This is a genomic window from Paraburkholderia sediminicola (assembly GCF_046026855.1).
Taxonomy (GTDB): Bacteria; Pseudomonadota; Gammaproteobacteria; order Burkholderiales; family Burkholderiaceae; genus Paraburkholderia; species Paraburkholderia sediminicola_A.
On record NZ_JAQQET010000006.1, the window covers coordinates 111,492 to 126,772 of the forward strand.

At 62.8% G+C, this 15,281-nt stretch carries 18 protein-coding genes; 4 read left to right on the top strand and 14 right to left on the bottom strand.

The genetic code is table 11. The features are described from left to right. Nucleotides 1-8 precede the first annotated feature (8 nt). Both lipB and PQR40_RS08660 read right to left on the bottom strand, forming a co-directional pair. Nucleotides 9-734: a lipoyl(octanoyl) transferase LipB gene (gene lipB / locus PQR40_RS08655; protein WP_408508769.1), complete on the bottom strand. Its 726-nt coding sequence runs from the start codon at nt 732-734 to the stop codon at nt 9-11. 74 nt (nt 735-808) lie between these two features. Next, nucleotides 809-1,135 carry a DUF2917 domain-containing protein gene (locus tag PQR40_RS08660; protein ID WP_408508770.1) on the bottom strand — a complete coding sequence of 109 codons (327 nt, stop codon included), beginning with the start codon at nt 1,133-1,135 and terminating at the stop codon, nt 809-811. A 98-nt stretch (nt 1,136-1,233) separates the two neighbouring features. On the opposite strand from PQR40_RS08660, the gene gcvA reads away from it, so the two are divergent. Continuing rightward, nucleotides 1,234-2,202, top strand: a complete 969-nt coding sequence (gene gcvA / locus PQR40_RS08665) for a transcriptional regulator GcvA (RefSeq protein WP_408231752.1) — start codon at nt 1,234-1,236, stop codon at nt 2,200-2,202. Between the two features lie 22 nt (nt 2,203-2,224). Here gcvA and PQR40_RS08670 read toward each other — a convergent pair whose 3' ends face one another. The 10 genes from PQR40_RS08670 to PQR40_RS08715 all read right to left on the bottom strand — a co-directional run bounded on the left by PQR40_RS08670 (nt 2,225) and on the right by PQR40_RS08715 (nt 10,986). Next, nucleotides 2,225-2,494 (bottom strand): DUF493 family protein, encoded by a 270-nt coding sequence (locus tag PQR40_RS08670; protein WP_408231749.1) that lies wholly within the window; start codon nt 2,492-2,494, stop codon nt 2,225-2,227. Next, nucleotides 2,466-3,422 carry a D-amino acid aminotransferase gene (locus PQR40_RS08675; RefSeq protein WP_408508771.1) on the bottom strand — a complete coding sequence of 319 codons (957 nt, stop codon included), beginning with the start codon at nt 3,420-3,422 and terminating at the stop codon, nt 2,466-2,468. The genes PQR40_RS08670 and PQR40_RS08675 overlap by 29 nt, the downstream gene beginning before the upstream one ends. 13 nt (nt 3,423-3,435) lie before the next feature. Next, nucleotides 3,436-4,665: a D-alanyl-D-alanine carboxypeptidase family protein gene (locus tag PQR40_RS08680; RefSeq protein WP_408231743.1), complete on the bottom strand. Its 1,230-nt coding sequence runs from the start codon at nt 4,663-4,665 to the stop codon at nt 3,436-3,438. Nucleotides 4,666-5,021: 356 nt separating this feature from the next. Continuing rightward, the gene (locus PQR40_RS08685) at nt 5,022-5,666 is read right to left on the bottom strand and encodes an alpha/beta hydrolase (RefSeq protein ID WP_408508772.1); all 645 of its coding nucleotides are present in this window, start codon (nt 5,664-5,666) and stop codon (nt 5,022-5,024) included. 8 nt (nt 5,667-5,674) lie between these two features. Then, nucleotides 5,675-5,998 (bottom strand): (2Fe-2S) ferredoxin domain-containing protein, encoded by a 324-nt coding sequence (locus PQR40_RS08690; RefSeq protein WP_074285591.1) that lies wholly within the window; start codon nt 5,996-5,998, stop codon nt 5,675-5,677. A gap of 143 nt (nt 5,999-6,141) precedes the next feature. Then, entirely contained in the window at nt 6,142-7,299 is a 1,158-nt protein-coding gene (locus PQR40_RS08695; RefSeq protein WP_408231737.1) for a VanZ family protein, read from the bottom strand. Nucleotides 7,300-7,330: 31 nt separating this feature from the next. Continuing rightward, entirely contained in the window at nt 7,331-7,957 is a 627-nt protein-coding gene (locus tag PQR40_RS08700) for an ABC-type transport auxiliary lipoprotein family protein (protein ID WP_408338760.1), read from the bottom strand. Between the two features lie 29 nt (nt 7,958-7,986). Further along, on the bottom strand, nt 7,987-8,961 hold the full coding sequence (locus tag PQR40_RS08705; protein ID WP_408231731.1) for an MlaD family protein: 975 nt from the start codon (nt 8,959-8,961) through the stop codon (nt 7,987-7,989). Nucleotides 8,962-8,977: 16 nt separating this feature from the next. Then, entirely contained in the window at nt 8,978-9,856 is an 879-nt protein-coding gene (locus PQR40_RS08710; protein WP_179735751.1) for an ABC transporter ATP-binding protein, read from the bottom strand. Then, on the bottom strand, nt 9,853-10,986 hold the full coding sequence (locus PQR40_RS08715) for an MlaE family ABC transporter permease (protein ID WP_408231727.1): 1,134 nt from the start codon (nt 10,984-10,986) through the stop codon (nt 9,853-9,855). The genes PQR40_RS08710 and PQR40_RS08715 overlap by 4 nt, the downstream gene beginning before the upstream one ends. Before the next feature lie 106 nt (nt 10,987-11,092). Here PQR40_RS08715 and PQR40_RS08720 point away from each other — a divergent pair, with 106 nt between their 5' ends. The 3 genes from PQR40_RS08720 to PQR40_RS08730 are packed head-to-tail and all read left to right on the top strand — an operon-like array spanning nt 11,093 to nt 13,102. Continuing rightward, nucleotides 11,093-11,998 (top strand): biotin--[acetyl-CoA-carboxylase] ligase, encoded by a 906-nt coding sequence (locus PQR40_RS08720; RefSeq protein WP_408508773.1) that lies wholly within the window; start codon nt 11,093-11,095, stop codon nt 11,996-11,998. Further along, nucleotides 11,995-12,810 (top strand): type III pantothenate kinase, encoded by an 816-nt coding sequence (locus tag PQR40_RS08725; protein WP_408508774.1) that lies wholly within the window; start codon nt 11,995-11,997, stop codon nt 12,808-12,810. The genes PQR40_RS08720 and PQR40_RS08725 overlap by 4 nt, the downstream gene beginning before the upstream one ends. Before the next feature lie 52 nt (nt 12,811-12,862). Next, nucleotides 12,863-13,102, top strand: coding sequence for a hypothetical protein (locus tag PQR40_RS08730; protein WP_408194412.1), 240 nt, complete (start codon nt 12,863-12,865; stop codon nt 13,100-13,102). 89 nt (nt 13,103-13,191) lie between these two features. Here PQR40_RS08730 and rfaE2 read toward each other — a convergent pair whose 3' ends face one another. Further along, nucleotides 13,192-13,674: a D-glycero-beta-D-manno-heptose 1-phosphate adenylyltransferase gene (rfaE2, locus tag PQR40_RS08735; RefSeq protein ID WP_408231719.1), complete on the bottom strand. Its 483-nt coding sequence runs from the start codon at nt 13,672-13,674 to the stop codon at nt 13,192-13,194. A 200-nt stretch (nt 13,675-13,874) separates the two neighbouring features. Then, entirely contained in the window at nt 13,875-14,747 is an 873-nt protein-coding gene (locus PQR40_RS08740) for a ferritin family protein (protein WP_408231716.1), read from the bottom strand. Nucleotides 14,748-15,281: the final 534 nt, after the last annotated feature.

Sequence of the window (15,281 nt, forward strand, 5' to 3'; positions counted from 1 at the left end):
CGGTCCAGTCAGGCGGTGAGAGCACCGGCCTGCGGTTGGGCGACGGCCGCGGGACTGCCGTCGAGGTTTGCGGTGAGGCGTGCTGCAAAGGTACGGGCCACGTCGTCCCAGCCTGCGGCAACACCCAGCGTTGCCATATCGACTGTCTCGAGCCCCGCGTAGCCGCATGGATTGATGGCCAGAAACGGCCGCAAGTCCATGTTCACATTCAGGCTCACGCCGTGATAGCTGCAGCCATTGCGGATTTTCAGACCCAGCGCGGCAATCTTGGCACCGGCATGCAGCCCGGCGTCCGGCCCGGGCGTCACGTAGATACCAGGGGCGCCCGCCTTGCGTTCTCCGCCGAGATTATACGCCGCGAGGGTATCGATCACGGCCTGCTCGATCCGCGTGACCATCTCGCGCACCATCAGCTTGCGTCGGCGCAGGTCCAGCAGCAGGTAGGCAACCACCTGTCCGGGTCCGTGATACGTGATCTGTCCGCCCCGGTCGACCTTGACAAGCGGAATACCGCTGTCGGCGGCCAATAGATGCGCCGGGTCGCCGGCCTGGCCGAGCGTGAATACGGGGGGGTGTTCGACCAGCCAGATTTCGTCGGGTGTATCGGCGGTGCGCTCGTCGGTGAACGCGCGCATCGCTTCGAAACTGGCTTCGTAAGGTTCGTTGCCGAGCCAGCGCAGCGTAAGCGGCGCCGTGGCGGGCAAGGGAGACGGAGAAACCGGGGTGGCGCACATGATCCCGACAGTTTACCGAAATCTGGAAATTCCCGCCGGAACTGCCAGCTTTAGGGAACAGCGCCCTCCCGCGCTCAAATCGTGCGCCAACCGCCACGCATGCGGGCCGCCAGCCGTTCGCCGACCCGCGCGAACCAGTTCAGCGCACGTTCATCGCAGCGCGTCGGCACCGAAAACGCCACCTTCGCCTGCGCACTGCCTTCGGCGCTCAACCACAACCGTTCGCCACGCCGCAGCCGCAGCGTATGACCGGGTTGCAGCCAGTAGTCTTCCGTATCGTCGCTGCGCGTGACCCACACCGCGCCGCCGTGCACGACCAGCTTGGTGCTGCGTGCTACCTTCATGGGAATGGTTTCGCCGCTGCGGATTTCAAAAGCGATACTAGAGGAAATTTCTCGCATGATGCCCTCGCCAAAATTCGTTTCGTGACTACAATCCTAGGCGTAGCAAGGGTTTACGCAAAACGATCTATTTTCACCTCTATGTGAGAAATATTGCGATGGACCTCCGGCAATTACCTCCGCTGAACGCCGTCAAGGCGTTCGAAGCCGCCGCCCGCCACGAGAGCTTCTCGCGTGCCGCGGACGAACTATTCGTCACGCACGGCGCCGTCAGTCACCAGATTCGCGCGCTGGAGGCCGAACTGGGCGTCACGCTATTTGCCCGCGACGGCAAGCGTGTACGGCTCACGGACACGGGCCGCCGCTATGCCACGCGCGTGCGCACCGCGCTGATGGCGCTTGCTGACGCCACCCTCGAAATCCGCGCCGGCGACCGCGAGCGGCGCCTTGTCGTTTCCATGCTGTCCTCGTTTGCGGCGCGCTGGGTAACGCCGCGCATCGGCAGCTTTATCGAGGCGCATCCGCAGTGGGACCTCGAACTGCTGTCCACCAACGCGCTCACGGACTTCGCGCGCGACGACGTCGACGTGGCGATCCGCTTCGGCTACGGAAAATATTCGGGGCTGCATGCCGAGTTGCTGCTGGAGGAGATCTTCTTTCCGGCCTGTGCGCCGAATTTCAACGGCGGCAAGCTGCCGCAAACGCCGGCCGATCTGGCCAAGGTCCCGCTGCTGCGTTCGGATGACGAGCTCTGGCGCCCGTGGTTCGACGCCGCCGGCCTCACCGATTGGCAAGAACCGAAGCGCGGCGTGCTGTATCAGGATTCGTCGAATCTGCTGCAGGCGGCCATCGACGGCCAGGGGATTGCGCTTACGCGCCGTTCGCTGGCAATGCACGAGATCGCAGCAGGCCGCCTTGTGCGGCTATTCGATGTGGATGGACCGAGCCCATGGCAGTACTACTTCATCTGTCCGCCGCAGATGCTCGAAACCGCGCGAGTCAAGGCGTTCCGCGATTGGGTATTCGCAGAAGTGGGACGGTTCAAGCAGCTTTTCGAGCGGGCTTGCGAGGCGGGGCCTGCGGCAAGCGCCGATCTGGCGGCGGACGCATTGCGCGTCACGCCGTAAACCAGAGACACAAAGCCAGGCTTTAAAGGACCACTTTCACCATTGGATGGCCGGTGAGCGCGCGGTAGATATCGTCGAGCTGCGCCTGGCTGGTGGCACGCACCGTAACCGTCAAACCGGTGTAATTGCCGCCGCTGGACGGCCGCGTTTCCACACGAGCGGGATCGACTTCGTTATCGAACTGCCGAACCACCGTGACGATCGTCTCGGCGAATTCGGGGTGCGACTTGCCCATGATCTTGATGGGAAAATCGCACGGAAACTCAAGCAATGATTCTTTCGCGGGATCCACTTTCCACTCCTTGCTGCGCGTCTTGCGCTTCCTTGGCCTTGGCACGCTGATAGGCCGCGTACAACGCCGCAAACACCGCGCCCGGCTTGCCGTCGCCCACCGGCTGGCCGTCGAGTTGCGTAACCGGCAGCACTTCCTTGGTGGCGGAACTGACCAGAATCTCGTCCGCCGCACGCAACTCTGCTTCGGCGATCTCGCGCGCTTCGAAGCGAATGCCGCACTCGCTCGTCAACTCCTCGATCAGACCGTAGCGAATTCCTTCGAGAATCTTGTGACTGCGCGGCGGCGCATACAACACGTTGTCTTTCGCCATCCAGATATTCGACGACGAACCTTCGGTCAGCATGCCGTCGCGAAACTGGATCGTCTCGAACGCATCGTTTTCGGCTGCGTACTGGGCCATCAGAACATTGCCGAGCAACGACACCGATTTGATGTCGCAATTGAGCCAGCGACGGTCTTCAGCAGTGACGCAGCGCACGCCCTGCGCGCGCTGCGCGGCGTCCGGCAGGTTCAGCGGCGTGACCATCACGAACACGGTCGGCTGGATGCCGGCCGGGAACGCGTGACCGCGCTTCGCGACGCCCCGTGTGATCTGAACGTAGGCAATCGCGTCCTGATCGGCGCGCAGGCCGGCGTCCGCTTCATTCGCCTCGACCACGCGCTCGATCAGTTCGCGCCAGCCGGCAGCGTCGAACGGATTGACGATGCCGATCTTGTCCAGCGAACGCCAGAGGCGCGCCAGATGATGCCCGAAGCGAAACGCGCTACGGCCGTCCGCGTGGGCGTACAACGGCGCGACTTCGTAAATCCCGTCGCCGAAAATAAAGCCGCGGTCGAGAACCGGCACGCGCGCTTCGGACAAGGCCACCAGCTCGCCGTTCAGATAAACAATCGGGTCGAGCGAAACATCGGAAGCAGTAGTCATCGCAATCGGACTCTTATTTCTTCTTGTTGAACATCAGCATCAGCGAATCCCACACGCGGCCGACCACGCCGGCTTGCGGCACGGCTTGCAACGCGACGATCGGGAATTGCGCCAGCACCTTGCCGTCGGCCACGAGCTTCGCCGTGCCGACCTGCTGACCGTTCGCGATTGGCGCAATCAGCGGATCGATCTGTTCGATCTGCGGCTTCGCCTTGTCGCCCATGCCCTTCGGCACGGTGATGTACTGATCGGTCTTCACACCGATCTGCACGGTGTCCTGCGCACCCTTGTAGACGCGCGGCGTGCCCACCACCTGATTCGCCTTGTACAGGCGCACCGTGTCATACGCGGTGTAGCCGTAGTTCAGCATCTTCAGGCTGTCCTGCACGCGGTCGTGTTCCTTGGTCTCGCCCATCATCACTGAAACGAGGCGGCGCGACCCGTCGGTCGTGCCCGGCAGCGAACGCTTTGCGCTCGCGATCAGGCAATAACCCGCGGCTTGCGTGTGACCGGTCTTCAGGCCATCCACGGTCGGATCGATCCACAGCAGACGATTGCGGTTCGGCTGCTTGATCTTGTTGTATGTGAATTCCTTGACCGAGAAGATGTTGTAGTAGTCGGGGAAGTCACGAATCAGACGGGCCGACAGCACCGCGAGGTCGCCCGCCGTGGTGTAGTGCTGCGGATCGGGCATGCCGTTCACGTCGGCGAAATGCGTGTGCTTCATGCCGAGGCGCTGCGCTTCGGTGTTCATCATGTTGACGAACTGCGCTTCGCTGCCGCCCACCAGTTCGGCCAGCGCGATCGCCGCGTCGTTGCCCGACTGGACGATCATGCCGTACACCAGATCGTGCACGGTCACCGGCTTGTTCGCTTCGATAAACATGCGCGATTCGTCGGTTTTCACGCGGCGCACCGCTTCGCTCGGCATCACCGTCTGGTCCATCGTGATCTTCTTCGTCTGCAGTGCTTCGAAGACGAGGTATGCGGTCATCAGCTTGGTCAGCGAGGCCGGTTCGACGCGTTCGTCGGCATTGCCCGACGCGAGCACCTGATTGCTGGTCGCATCGACGAGCACCCACGAGCGTGCATTCACCGCGGGCGGCGGCACTTGCGCGAACGCCGTGCTGGCAACGAGCGTTGCCGGCAACACGATGCCGAGGGTCACGGCGCGGCTAAGCGTATGGGGAACGAAAGAAGAAACTGACGGGAATGACGTGCGGCCGGAGGTGGAGAAACGCATAGGGTCGATTCGTGCGGAAAAATACATCGCGCGCAGGGCGCATAGTTTGGAGGAGCCGGTCGGCGAGCGTCAGGCCGTAAAAAACGGCGCGGCGCCCATTGGACTTCCGGCCACGCGATCGGTTCGCGCAGCACGCCTCTCATCCAGCACCGCTGCGCGCGCAGAGAAGCTACGCGTCGCGCGAACTGCCGGGTGGGCGATGTGCTGCGCCCAAAAAAGAGCGCTCATTATACGCGCGCTATCCCGGTATCTCTGACCAAAGGGCGGCGATTAATTTGCGTTTGCACGTACCTGTACCCCGGAAAACACGCGCGGGGCGTCCCGCATGTGCCCCGCATGTCCCCCGCGTGTGCCCACTAACGCCACGCGTCGACGATGATCCGCTTCAGAATGTGCAGTTTGCGATGCAGAAAATGTTCTGCCCCCGGAATCACGACAACCGGTAATTCCTGCGGCCGTGCCCAGTCGAAAACCGACTGAATAGGCACGGTATCGTCGGTTTCGCCGTGAATCACGAGCGTGTTTTCCGGGACGGGTGCGACTTCCCAACGGCTCGCCGCAGTGCCGACGAATACGATTCGCTCGATCGCCTGGCCTTCTTCGCGTAGCTTTGCGGCCACATGCGACAACACAAAAGTGCCGAACGAAAAACCCGCGAGCACGAGAGGCAGATCGCCCTGTCCTGCTTGCGCGCGCATGTGATCGAGCACAGCGCGCAGATCATCGCGCTCGCCGATGCCACCGTCATGCTCGCCTTGCGTTTCGCCGACACCCCGGAAATTCGAGCGGTAGGTCACGTAGTTCAACTGCACAAGCGTACGCGCGAGCGTCTGCGCGACCTTGTTATCCATCGTGCCGCCGAACAGCGGATGCGGGTGCGCGACCAGCGCGATGCCACGCGGCGCGGCGCCGTTCTCGCGCATTTCGTCCGGCAGATCCAGCGCCACTTCGATCTTGCCGACCGGGCCGTCGATCAGATATTTCTTTGTATGTACATTCATGGCGAGGCTTATTGATCGATTTTCAGACGCTCGACGATCTTGCCGTTCACGAGATGCGAATCGACAATTTCATCGATGTCGCTCTCGTCGACGTACGTGTACCAGACACCTTCCGGATACACGACCAGCGTCGGGCCGAGTTCGCAACGATCCAGACAACCAGCCTTGTTGATACGCACCTGGCCGGGGCCGGCAAGGCCGAGTTGCTTCACGCGTTTCTTCGCGTGTTCCTGCATCGCCTGCGCGTTGCAATTCGCGCAGCTCGGGCGCTCCGCGCCGGGATCGCGTTGATTGAGACAGAAGAAGACGTGGTGCTTGTAGAAGGAGTCCATGATGTCCGGAGACGAGGCTGTAAGAGTGGGGAATGGCGCTGGAAGCTGCGGCGTGCCTGTTGTGCGGACGATTATAACGAGCAGGGCTGGCGGTCGCTGAGCGGCGGATAAACGGCGGCTTGCAGGCCGGCGTCGCCCTCGCGTCATACGTGCTTCACACGCCGTTTGAGCCACACCTGTTCGACGAGATAGGCGAGCCACACCAGCGCCGCATACGGCCAGATCCACGCGATCCAGTGGGCGAGACCGTTGAAGTGCAGATACCTGCCCTGGCGCCAGTCGGCCAGCACGGCATCGAAATACGGATTCACCGGCAGCAGATTGACGAATACCAGCGCGACCGTGAGCGCACAGGCCGCAAGCGCCGCGCGCGACCTGCGCCGCAACCGCAGCGCCAGCAGTGCCGCGACGGTGCCGCACACGAGGCCCGCCAGCGCGCCGGGCGTCGCCCAGTCGAACGCAAGTCCGGATTGCGATTGCAGAAACGTCGCGCCCGCCTTGACACACAAGGTCGTGACGATAAACACGATCAACAGGCGCACGAGCGGCGCATGGCGGCGCACCGGCAGCGAAGCCAGCGCGAGTGCGGCGAACAGATTGAGCGTGGTGATGACGGCTTCCCAGGCATCATCCGGCAGCCAGGCGGCAACCAGGGCCGGCCAGGCGCCGACGTGCCAGCCAGACGGCGCCCATGCGAGCAAAGCGTCTTGCGTCGTCGAATCGAACCGTAGCCACAGCTCACGTGGCCAGTTGCCGAGACCGAACAGGCGTGGCGCCGGGTACATCGTTGCGAACGGCCACAAGGCGACAAGACACACGAGCGCCGCAGTGTCGCGCTCGAACCAGAGAAGCCGCAAACGCCGCAGCAAACCGCGATCAAGCAACGCGCCGGTGGCGGGCGACATGATCGCCGCGCCGAGCAGCGCGCCGAGCGCATTGGCAGCGAGGTCGAGGTTCGAGGCAACGCGCGTCGGCAGATAGGTTTGCACCGCTTCCATCACGCCTGACAGCAAGCCACCGAGCAGGAACGCTAACGCGACAGCCAGCGTGCCCCGCCAGCGCGGATACACAGCGAGCACCACCAGCGCGCCGAACGGCATATAGCCGAGCACGTTAGTGACGACGTCGAACGCCGTCAGGTACTGCGGCATGGGATCGGACAGGTAGGCAAACGGAGCGAGGCCGAGCGAACGCCAGCCGGAAAACGGATACCACGAACCGTAGACGATCAGCGCCGCATATAGCGCCAGTGCCTGCCGGGCGAGCGCCGAAGGACGGCGCTGCCAGGGTTTAACGCTCATGCAGCGCTCCGTTGCGTGCGCTGCAGCCCGCTCATTGCGCGGCGACCAGCGCCTGCACGCCGAGCCACGCGCTGATCTGCGAGACGAGGTCGTCGCTGGCGGCGGCGAGCGCCTGCGCACCGCCGGCGGCGTCCGCGGAACTGGACGGCGCGCGTGCGATGAACGTGCGCTGGCCGATCACCTTGCCGTTTTGCGTCAGCGTGGCGCGCGCGGTGACCGCAGCGTGGCTTTCCGACTGGCTATCGAAAACCTGTTCGAACTCGCTCAGATCGACCTTCAGCACCGGAGCGCGTACGCCGTCCGCGCCTGTCAGCACGGTGCCGCGCGAACTGAGCGCGCTGCGCAGCCGCTGCGTCAGCAACTGCGACGGCGCCATGGTCCAGTGACTATTCGCGTACGACGCCGTCTGCTGCGCGTCGGCGTAGCTGAGCCGGTAAATCAGTTTGTCGGATTCGAGCGTGTCGGGCGCGCTGACATCGAGCACCTTCACCGCCGGCAGCGTACCGGCCGAGGCCGCCGGATTCGGCGGCCCGAGGTCGTAGCGGATGTCCGAAATCGCCGCGGGGTTTCCTGCGCATCCCGCAGCCAGCACGCCGAACGCGAGCAGCATCGCAAGCGCGGCGCTCGAGGACAGCAATCGATGAGTCAAGCGTGACATGACAATCTTCCTTTCTTCAAACCTTCAATTCATTTAGCAGCGGGCGCAGCAGCACGGCCGGCAGGCCACGAGAAACCAGCCTCGCCAGGGCCCGGCGCCGCGCTCGGCGCACCGAACAGCACGCTGCGCGGATTGGTGCTGAACGTGTCGGCAGCGCGGTCCACCGAACGGGCCGCGGAGCGCACGTCTTCGGCGAGCGAATTGACACGCGGCAGCGTGTCGTACCCGACGCGTGCCGACAACTCCTGGATCGAGCTATCCATCGACACCAGCGCGTCACCCGCTTGCTGAGCCGCCGTCCCGACTTTGTTCAGGTTGGTCTCGAACGGCCCGTCCGGGCGGTTCAGACTGGTGATCAACTGATTGGTCGACGCAAGCGTGCGATCCAGTTCGTTGATCGTAGCGGGCAGCTTGCCGGCTGCCGGTGCCATCTGCTGGGTCAGCGTGGAGACGCCGTCGGCGGCCTTCTGAATGCTCGCCGCCGTGCCTTGCAACTGGTTGACCATTGCCGGCGACAACAGATTGTCGACGTCGTCGGTGACTCTTTCGAGTTTGCGCAGCAAAATGTCGCCGCGCTGCTGCAACTGATCGAGCAAGCCGGGACGCATCGGCAATTGCGCCACCGCTTTCGGCGACGAGGCGAGCGGCGTCGGATCGCGCCCATTGTCATCCAGCTGGATGAACGCGATACCCGTCACGCCCTGGAAACCCAGGCTGCCGAACGTGGAGTGCGTAATCGGCGCGTGCGTGTCGACGAGGATGCGGATCAGAATTTGACCCGGATGATCCCGATCGAATTTGATCGACTGCACCTTGCCGACGTCGAGCCCGCGATAGCGCACCGCCGCGTCGGTATAAAGCCCCGTCACGTTGGTGCGCGCAATCAGATCGTACGGCACCCGCACGGAACGGTCGACGTTGAACAAAAAAGCCGCCACTGCGATTGCAGCCAGCAGGGCCACCGTGAAGAGCCCTGCCCAGAAGGCATGTGATTTGTTTTCCATTGTCAGGTTCCCTGGTTCACAGCGGCAATTCGGACGATGCCGATTCGAGCGCCGCGCGCGGCAATTTCGCGCGGCGTTCCGGCGGCAGCGCCTGCAGCGCGCGACGCCCGCGCAGGCCGAGGAAATATTCGCGGATAAAAGGATGATCGACGCCCGCCGCCTCTTCGACCGGCGCGGCGACCAGCACCTTGCGATCCGCCAGCACGGCGACGCGGGTGGACAGCGCGATCATCGTGTCGAGATCGTGCGTGACCATCACCACCGTCAACCCGAGCGCGCGATGCAGTGCGGAGATCAGCTCGACGAATTCGTCGGACGCCTGCGGATCGAGGCCGGCGGTCGGTTCGTCGAGAAATAGCAACTCGGGCTCGAGTGCGATGGCGCGCGCAATACCCACGCGCTTGATCATCCCGCCCGAGAGCGCCGACGGCATCTTCGACGCGTGCTTGCACGGCAGACCGACCATCTCGAGCTTAAGCATCACGATGTCGCGCAGCAGGTCTTCCGGCACCTTGCCGAGTTCGCGCAACGGCTGTGCGATGTTGTCGAACACCGAAAGTGACGAGAACAGCGCGCCGCGCTGAAACAGCATTCCGGAGCGGCTGCGCATGAGCAGCGCGGTTTCAGGCGAAATGGTGGCAATGTCCTCACCAAACAGCTTGATGGTTCCCGACGACGGCCGCTCCAATCCGAGAATTTGCCGCACCAGCGTGGTCTTGCCCGAGCCCGACCCGCCGACGATCGAGACGATCTCGCCACGTCGCACGTCGAAATTCAGATGCTGATGCACGATGTTGCGACCGTAGCGCTTGGTGATGTCGATGACCTCGATCACCGGCTCGGCAATCTCGGGCACAGGTTGGCCGCGTACGGCCTGAGTGAGTGGCGCGATCATCCGAGCCCCACGTTCTGAAAGAGGATCGCGAACACCGCGTCCGCGAGAATCACGATGGTGATCGAAGTCACCACCGAGGTCGTCGTGCCTTCGCCGAGGCTTTGCGAATTGGCCTTGATACGGAAACCGAAGTGACAGCCGACGATCGCGATCAGCATGCCGAACGCAACGCCCTTTCCGAGACCGATCCACAGATTCGCGACCGGCACGACGCCGGGCAATGCGCGCGCGAAATAACTCATGTCGATGCCGAGCACGATCTTCGCGGCGAGCGCGCCGCCGGTCAACGCGATGATATTGGTCCACATTACGAGGAGCGGCATGGCCACGCCCAGCGCGATCACGCGCGGCAGGATCAACCGCAGCCCGTGCGGGATACCCATCACGCGCATGGCGTCGAGTTCTTCAGTGACGCGCATCACGCCGATCTGTGCAGTGATCGCCGAGCCCGAGCGGCCCGCCACCAGAATCGCCGAAAGCACGGGCCCCAGTTCGCGAATCACCGATAACCCAAGAATATTGACGATGTACTGATTCGCGCCAAAAAGCCGCAGTTGTTGCGCCGACAGATAGCTCAGCACGATACCGATCAGGAAAGCGACCAGCGCAGTGATCGGCAACGCCTTGGTGCCGGCGTTATAAATGTTTGCTGAGATTTCGGTCCACGGCGTGATTTTCGGTTTGCGCAGGATCGCGAGGAGATCGAGCACGACCTGCCCGAGCATGCCGAATCCGCCGTACATGTGTTCGAAGAACGAGAAGATTGCAAGGCCCAGCCGTGTGAACGGATCGAACCTTGTCACCGGCTCGGCCTTTTCACGCACCGTGTCGAGCAACGCGATGCGCTCGAAAATGTCGCGTTGCGTATCGGTGAGCGTGGTGTCGGGGGGCATCTTGTGGCCCCACACGCGCCACAATGCCTGACCGCCAACGTGGTCCATCCGGTCGATACGCGACAGATCCCACTGGCGGATGCCTTCAGCACCGACCAGCGAGCGCAACAGCGGGATCACGTGGCCAGTGGCCTTGTCGCGCGCGAGCGCGAGCGCCGTCCACTGGCCCGAAAGCCGGACGATCTTGCCTTGGCTGCCTGCCGCGACTTCAAGGCCGGGCGGAGTGTCGTAGTTCAAGGATCGCTGCAATCTGGTTATCGGATTAGGGGCCATTGTAGCGAACACGCGCCGGATGAACCGTGCTTGCGGGCTCGCAGCGTTCGCTGTCGCTACAATATGAGACATGAACGCTTCCAAGACCCCACCCCAAGCCGCTGCGGCTTCCGACTGGCGCATCGACCGCGAGCGCGCCGTCGCGCTGTTCGGTCAGCACGCGCATGACTGGCCGATCGAGATTGTCGAGGAAACCGGCTCGACCAACGCCGACCTGATGACACGCGTAAAAGCATTGCCGCGTAAAGCCAATGCGCTGCCGCGGCCGATCGTGCGGGTCGCGTATCTGCAAACCGCGGGCCGCGGCCGCCGTGGCCGTCCGTGGTATGCGGAGCCGGGCAATGCGCTGCTGTTTTCGGTGGCATGCGTATTGCCGCGTCCCCTCGAAGGGCTGGCGGGTTTGAGTCTCGCGGTGGGTGTGGCGCTGGTCGACGGGCTGCGCTCGTTGCCGGTCGCAGGGCCTGGACAGATCGCGCTGAAGTGGCCCAACGACGTTCTGCTCGAAGGCGACAAACTGGCCGGCATCCTGATCGAAACCGCGTGGAGCACGGATGACGCGAGCGCCGTGGTGATCGGCATCGGCACCAATGTGAAGGGTGCAGACGAGCTCGCCGCCAAGGTCGGCGCGCTGAACGCGGACGTGCCGGCGCAAGCGCGCGGCACCGTGCCGACCGCACTGCAACGCACGCTGCCGAATGCGAACCTCACCGACACACTGGCGGCGGAACTGAACGCGCTCGAACCCGCTTTGCAGCGCTTTGGCGCTGAAGGCTTCGCGCCGTTCCAGGCGCGCTGGAACGCCGTGCATGCCTACGCAGGCCGTGAAGTCGTGCTGCTGGAGCAAGGCAAAGAGCTCGCGCGCGGCCTGGCGGCGGGTGTCGACGAACGCGGGCAACTGCTGCTCAATACGGCGGCGGGCCGTCTGATCGTCGCGACCGGTGACGTTTCGCTGCGTCTGGCCGACGGTGCTGCATGACGAGCGGCGCGCCTTATCTGCTGATCGACGCGGGCAATAGCCGCATCAAATGGGCGCTGGTGCAGCCCGACGGTACGCAAATTGCGGCCGGTGCGCTCGCGCACGGCGGCGCTGACCAACCCGACTGGTCGAATTTGCCGGCGCCGGGCGGCGCATGGTTATCGAACGTCGCCGGTGAACGGGTCGCGGCGCGGATTGCCGCACTGCTCGACGCTCACTGGCCGCAACTGCCGCTCACGACGATCCGCGCCTGCGCGCAGCAATGCGGTGTGACCAATAGCTACACGACACCGCATGCGCTCGGCAGCGATCGTTGGGCTGGCCTGGTGGGGGCGCACGCGGCGTTTCCCGGCGAGAATCTGCTCATTGCGACGTTCGGCACGGCGACCACGCTTGAAGCGCTGCGTGCGGACGGCTGCTTTGTCGGCGGCCTGATTGCGCCGGGCTGGACCTTGATGATGCGCTCGCTAGGCGAGCACACCGCGCAACTGCCAACGCTCGACGCCAACGCGGCGCGCGGCTTGCTCGACGCAGGCGCCACGTCTGATCGACAACGGCCGGGCCCCTTCTTCGCGACCGATACGCCGCACTCGCTGTCAGCCGGGTGCACGTTGGCGCAAGCCGGTCTGATCGAGCGCATGTGGCGTGACTTGCAGGACGAATGGCAGGTGCCGGTGCGCCTGGTGGTGAGCGGCGGCGCGGTGGACGAAGTGACAAGTGCGTTAAAAGTGCCGCATACTCGCCACGATTCGCTGGTGCTGTCCGGGCTTGCGCTGATTGCTGCCGAACGCGTAACGGAACGCGACGCCTGAGTCGTGCCATACGGATAACGACGGTTGAACTTATGGACGGGGAATACTAACGATGCTGCGCTGGCTGATCGCCATATTATTTCTTGCCAACATGCTGGCATTCGTTGCGATGCGTGGCGTATTCGGCCCGACGCCCACAGCCGGCGGCCGCGAGCCGAATCATCTGAACCGCCAGTTCCATGCGGAGTGGTTGAAGGTGCAACCCGTCACAGCCGCCGAAGCCGCTGATCAGGCGGTCGTAGGCGGCCCGGCGCCAGCAGCGCCGATAGCGGCATCGGCGCTGCCGCAGTAAAAGCGGCGGAGGGTGCTAGAGGTACCGCCAGGCGCCAGCATCCCGCTTGGCGTAGATGAATAGAAGAAAGTGCCGCGCACGCAAAAACATTACCCTTGCGCTCGAACCTTCTTCAGCAGTGCGGTGGTCGAACGGTCGTGCTCGAAGGGAATCGCCAAAGCCTTACCGCCCCAGGCCCGCACAATGGCCGATTCAGGCAAAGCATCCATGTCGTAGTCACCACCTTTGACGAGTACATCTGGCCGCAACGCCGAGATCAGCTCCACGGGCGTTTTCTCGCCAAAGCAAACCACATAATCCACGCTCTCCAGAGCCGCCAGCAAAGCCATCCGATCAGATTCGTTATTGATCGGCCGGTCATCCCCTTTGCCTAGCATGCGCACTGAAGCATCGCTATTGACGCCGACAATCAGGCAAGCGCCGAGCGCTTTGGCATCGGCAAGATAAGTCACATGCCCGCGATGCAGGATGTCGAACACCCCGTTGGTAAATACAACCGGCGCGGACATCGAAGCACGAAGCTTCACCAGTGCATCGCGCGTCAACATCTTGCGTTCAAAAGTGGCAGCCATAACGGAGTCGCAAAGAAAAAAGAAGTGCCGCCACGATACACGGCGAACGGCATGAAGCAAAACGGCCCAGCAAGCTCACGCCTGCCGGGCCGTTCTTAAAAACCTTACACCGGTTCGCGATGCTAACGCCTGATCGGACTCAACCTCGCGAACCTGGATCCACGAATTTAAGCCAGTGACTCAACGCGAACCAGAACCCATCATGCCGGCTGTTCAGCCGACTTCTGAGCGGCCTGCAAGCGCGCGACGACTTCCTTGCGATAGCGGTTCAATTCCTGCGCCGTATTGAACGTGCGCTCAAACAGTATCGACAGGTTGTGCAGAATCCGTTCGACCACTTTCTTTTCCCAGCCGTCGTCGAAACGGATCTGCTCGTCGAGCCAGCGTTCGAGCCATTCCGGATCCGGCAGACGCGATTGAATCGTGTCACGCGGGAACAGCGCCTGATTCACGTGCAGGTTGGTCGGATGCAGCGGCTTTTCCGTACGGCGTGCCGATGCCATCAGGACACCGATCTTGGCGAACGCAGCACGCGCGATGTCGCCGGTTTGCACCATCGCTTTCTTCATGTAGCGCAGATACGCGCCGCCATGACGCGCTTCGTCGCGCGAAATGGTTTCGTAGATGGCCTTGATGACCGGCTCGGTGTGCCATTCGGCAGCACGGCGATACCAGTGATTCAGACGGATTTCGCCGCAGAAGTGCAGCATCAGCGTTTCGAGCGGCGGCGCCGGGTCGAATTCGAAGCGCACCGCGTGCAGTTCTTCTTCGGTCGGGCACATTTCCGGCTTGAAGCGCCGCAGATATTCCATCAGCACCAGCGAATGCTTCTGTTCTTCGAAGAACCACACGCTCATGAATGCGGAGAAATCGCTGTCGTGATGGTTGTCACGCAGGAACATTTCCGTGGCGGGCAACGCCGACCATTCGGTGATCGCATTCATCTTGATCGTCGCGGCCTGCTCGTCGGTCAATAGCGATGCATCGAACTTGTCCCAGGGAATGTCTTTCTCCATGTCCCATCGAACGGATTCGAGCGATTTATAAAGTTCCGGATAAAGCATGGTGTTCATAGTCCCACCCCTGTTCTGCGCATACTGTCTGTGTCTGTAACTACTACGTGTAGCACTTTTGCTTATGACGAACGAAACGCACCGTTTGGTGCCTCGTTTATCGGCCAAGCATTCAATTTTACGCGGTAATCCGCCGCCTAGATGCACCGGGCAGCAAAGAAGTCCAGGCGATTGCGCGGCGCTGCTAACCAGAAGTTACGCGCTACGCGGCCAACCGTGGGTGAGGGATACCCTATGCCTGAGGTCGAGCCAGTCTGCGATGAATCCGCACCGTCCAGCCCTGCGCCGGTGGTACCGGCGGCGAATGGAGCAAGGGCGGCCGGATTGGTTGTTTTCAGCGCACGCCCAAAAGCCAAATGAAGCTTACACAATGATAGCACGCTGAATTTACGGTTCCCGTGCCTTGGCAGACGCAAATCCGGCGCCTGATTGACCACTCTCAATAAATCAGCAGATTCGCGGAGTGTGGCCGACGATCGGGGTCAAAACCATGACAGGTGGCAAATTCACCTGGTTTGCCTCGCCCGCCCGTCT

Bases quoted from the DNA above. Each gene is read 5' to 3' on its own strand.
- PQR40_RS08695 (WP_408231737.1), bottom strand. From the start codon at position 7,299: ATGAGCGTTAAACCCTGGCAGCGCCGTCCTTCGGCGCTCGCCCGGCAG.
- PQR40_RS08740 (WP_408231716.1), bottom strand. From the start codon at position 14,747: ATGAACACCATGCTTTATCCGGAACTTTATAAATCGCTCGAATCCGTT.
- PQR40_RS08705 (WP_408231731.1), bottom strand. From the start codon at position 8,961: ATGGAAAACAAATCACATGCCTTCTGGGCAGGGCTCTTCACGGTGGCC.
- PQR40_RS08685 (WP_408508772.1), bottom strand. From the start codon at position 5,666: ATGAATGTACATACAAAGAAATATCTGATCGACGGCCCGGTCGGCAAG.
- PQR40_RS08730 (WP_408194412.1), top strand. From the start codon at position 12,863: ATGCTGCGCTGGCTGATCGCCATATTATTTCTTGCCAACATGCTGGCA.
- PQR40_RS08710 (WP_179735751.1), bottom strand. From the start codon at position 9,856: ATGATCGCGCCACTCACTCAGGCCGTACGCGGCCAACCTGTGCCCGAG.
- gcvA (WP_408231752.1), top strand. From the start codon at position 1,234: ATGGACCTCCGGCAATTACCTCCGCTGAACGCCGTCAAGGCGTTCGAA.
- rfaE2 (WP_408231719.1), bottom strand. From the start codon at position 13,674: ATGGCTGCCACTTTTGAACGCAAGATGTTGACGCGCGATGCACTGGTG.
- PQR40_RS08725 (WP_408508774.1), top strand. From the start codon at position 11,995: ATGACGAGCGGCGCGCCTTATCTGCTGATCGACGCGGGCAATAGCCGC.
- PQR40_RS08675 (WP_408508771.1), bottom strand. From the start codon at position 3,422: ATGACTACTGCTTCCGATGTTTCGCTCGACCCGATTGTTTATCTGAAC.
- PQR40_RS08680 (WP_408231743.1), bottom strand. From the start codon at position 4,665: ATGCGTTTCTCCACCTCCGGCCGCACGTCATTCCCGTCAGTTTCTTCT.
- PQR40_RS08690 (WP_074285591.1), bottom strand. From the start codon at position 5,998: ATGGACTCCTTCTACAAGCACCACGTCTTCTTCTGTCTCAATCAACGC.
- PQR40_RS08720 (WP_408508773.1), top strand. From the start codon at position 11,093: ATGAACGCTTCCAAGACCCCACCCCAAGCCGCTGCGGCTTCCGACTGG.
- PQR40_RS08700 (WP_408338760.1), bottom strand. From the start codon at position 7,957: ATGTCACGCTTGACTCATCGATTGCTGTCCTCGAGCGCCGCGCTTGCG.
- PQR40_RS08660 (WP_408508770.1), bottom strand. From the start codon at position 1,135: ATGCGAGAAATTTCCTCTAGTATCGCTTTTGAAATCCGCAGCGGCGAA.
- lipB (WP_408508769.1), bottom strand. From the start codon at position 734: ATGTGCGCCACCCCGGTTTCTCCGTCTCCCTTGCCCGCCACGGCGCCG.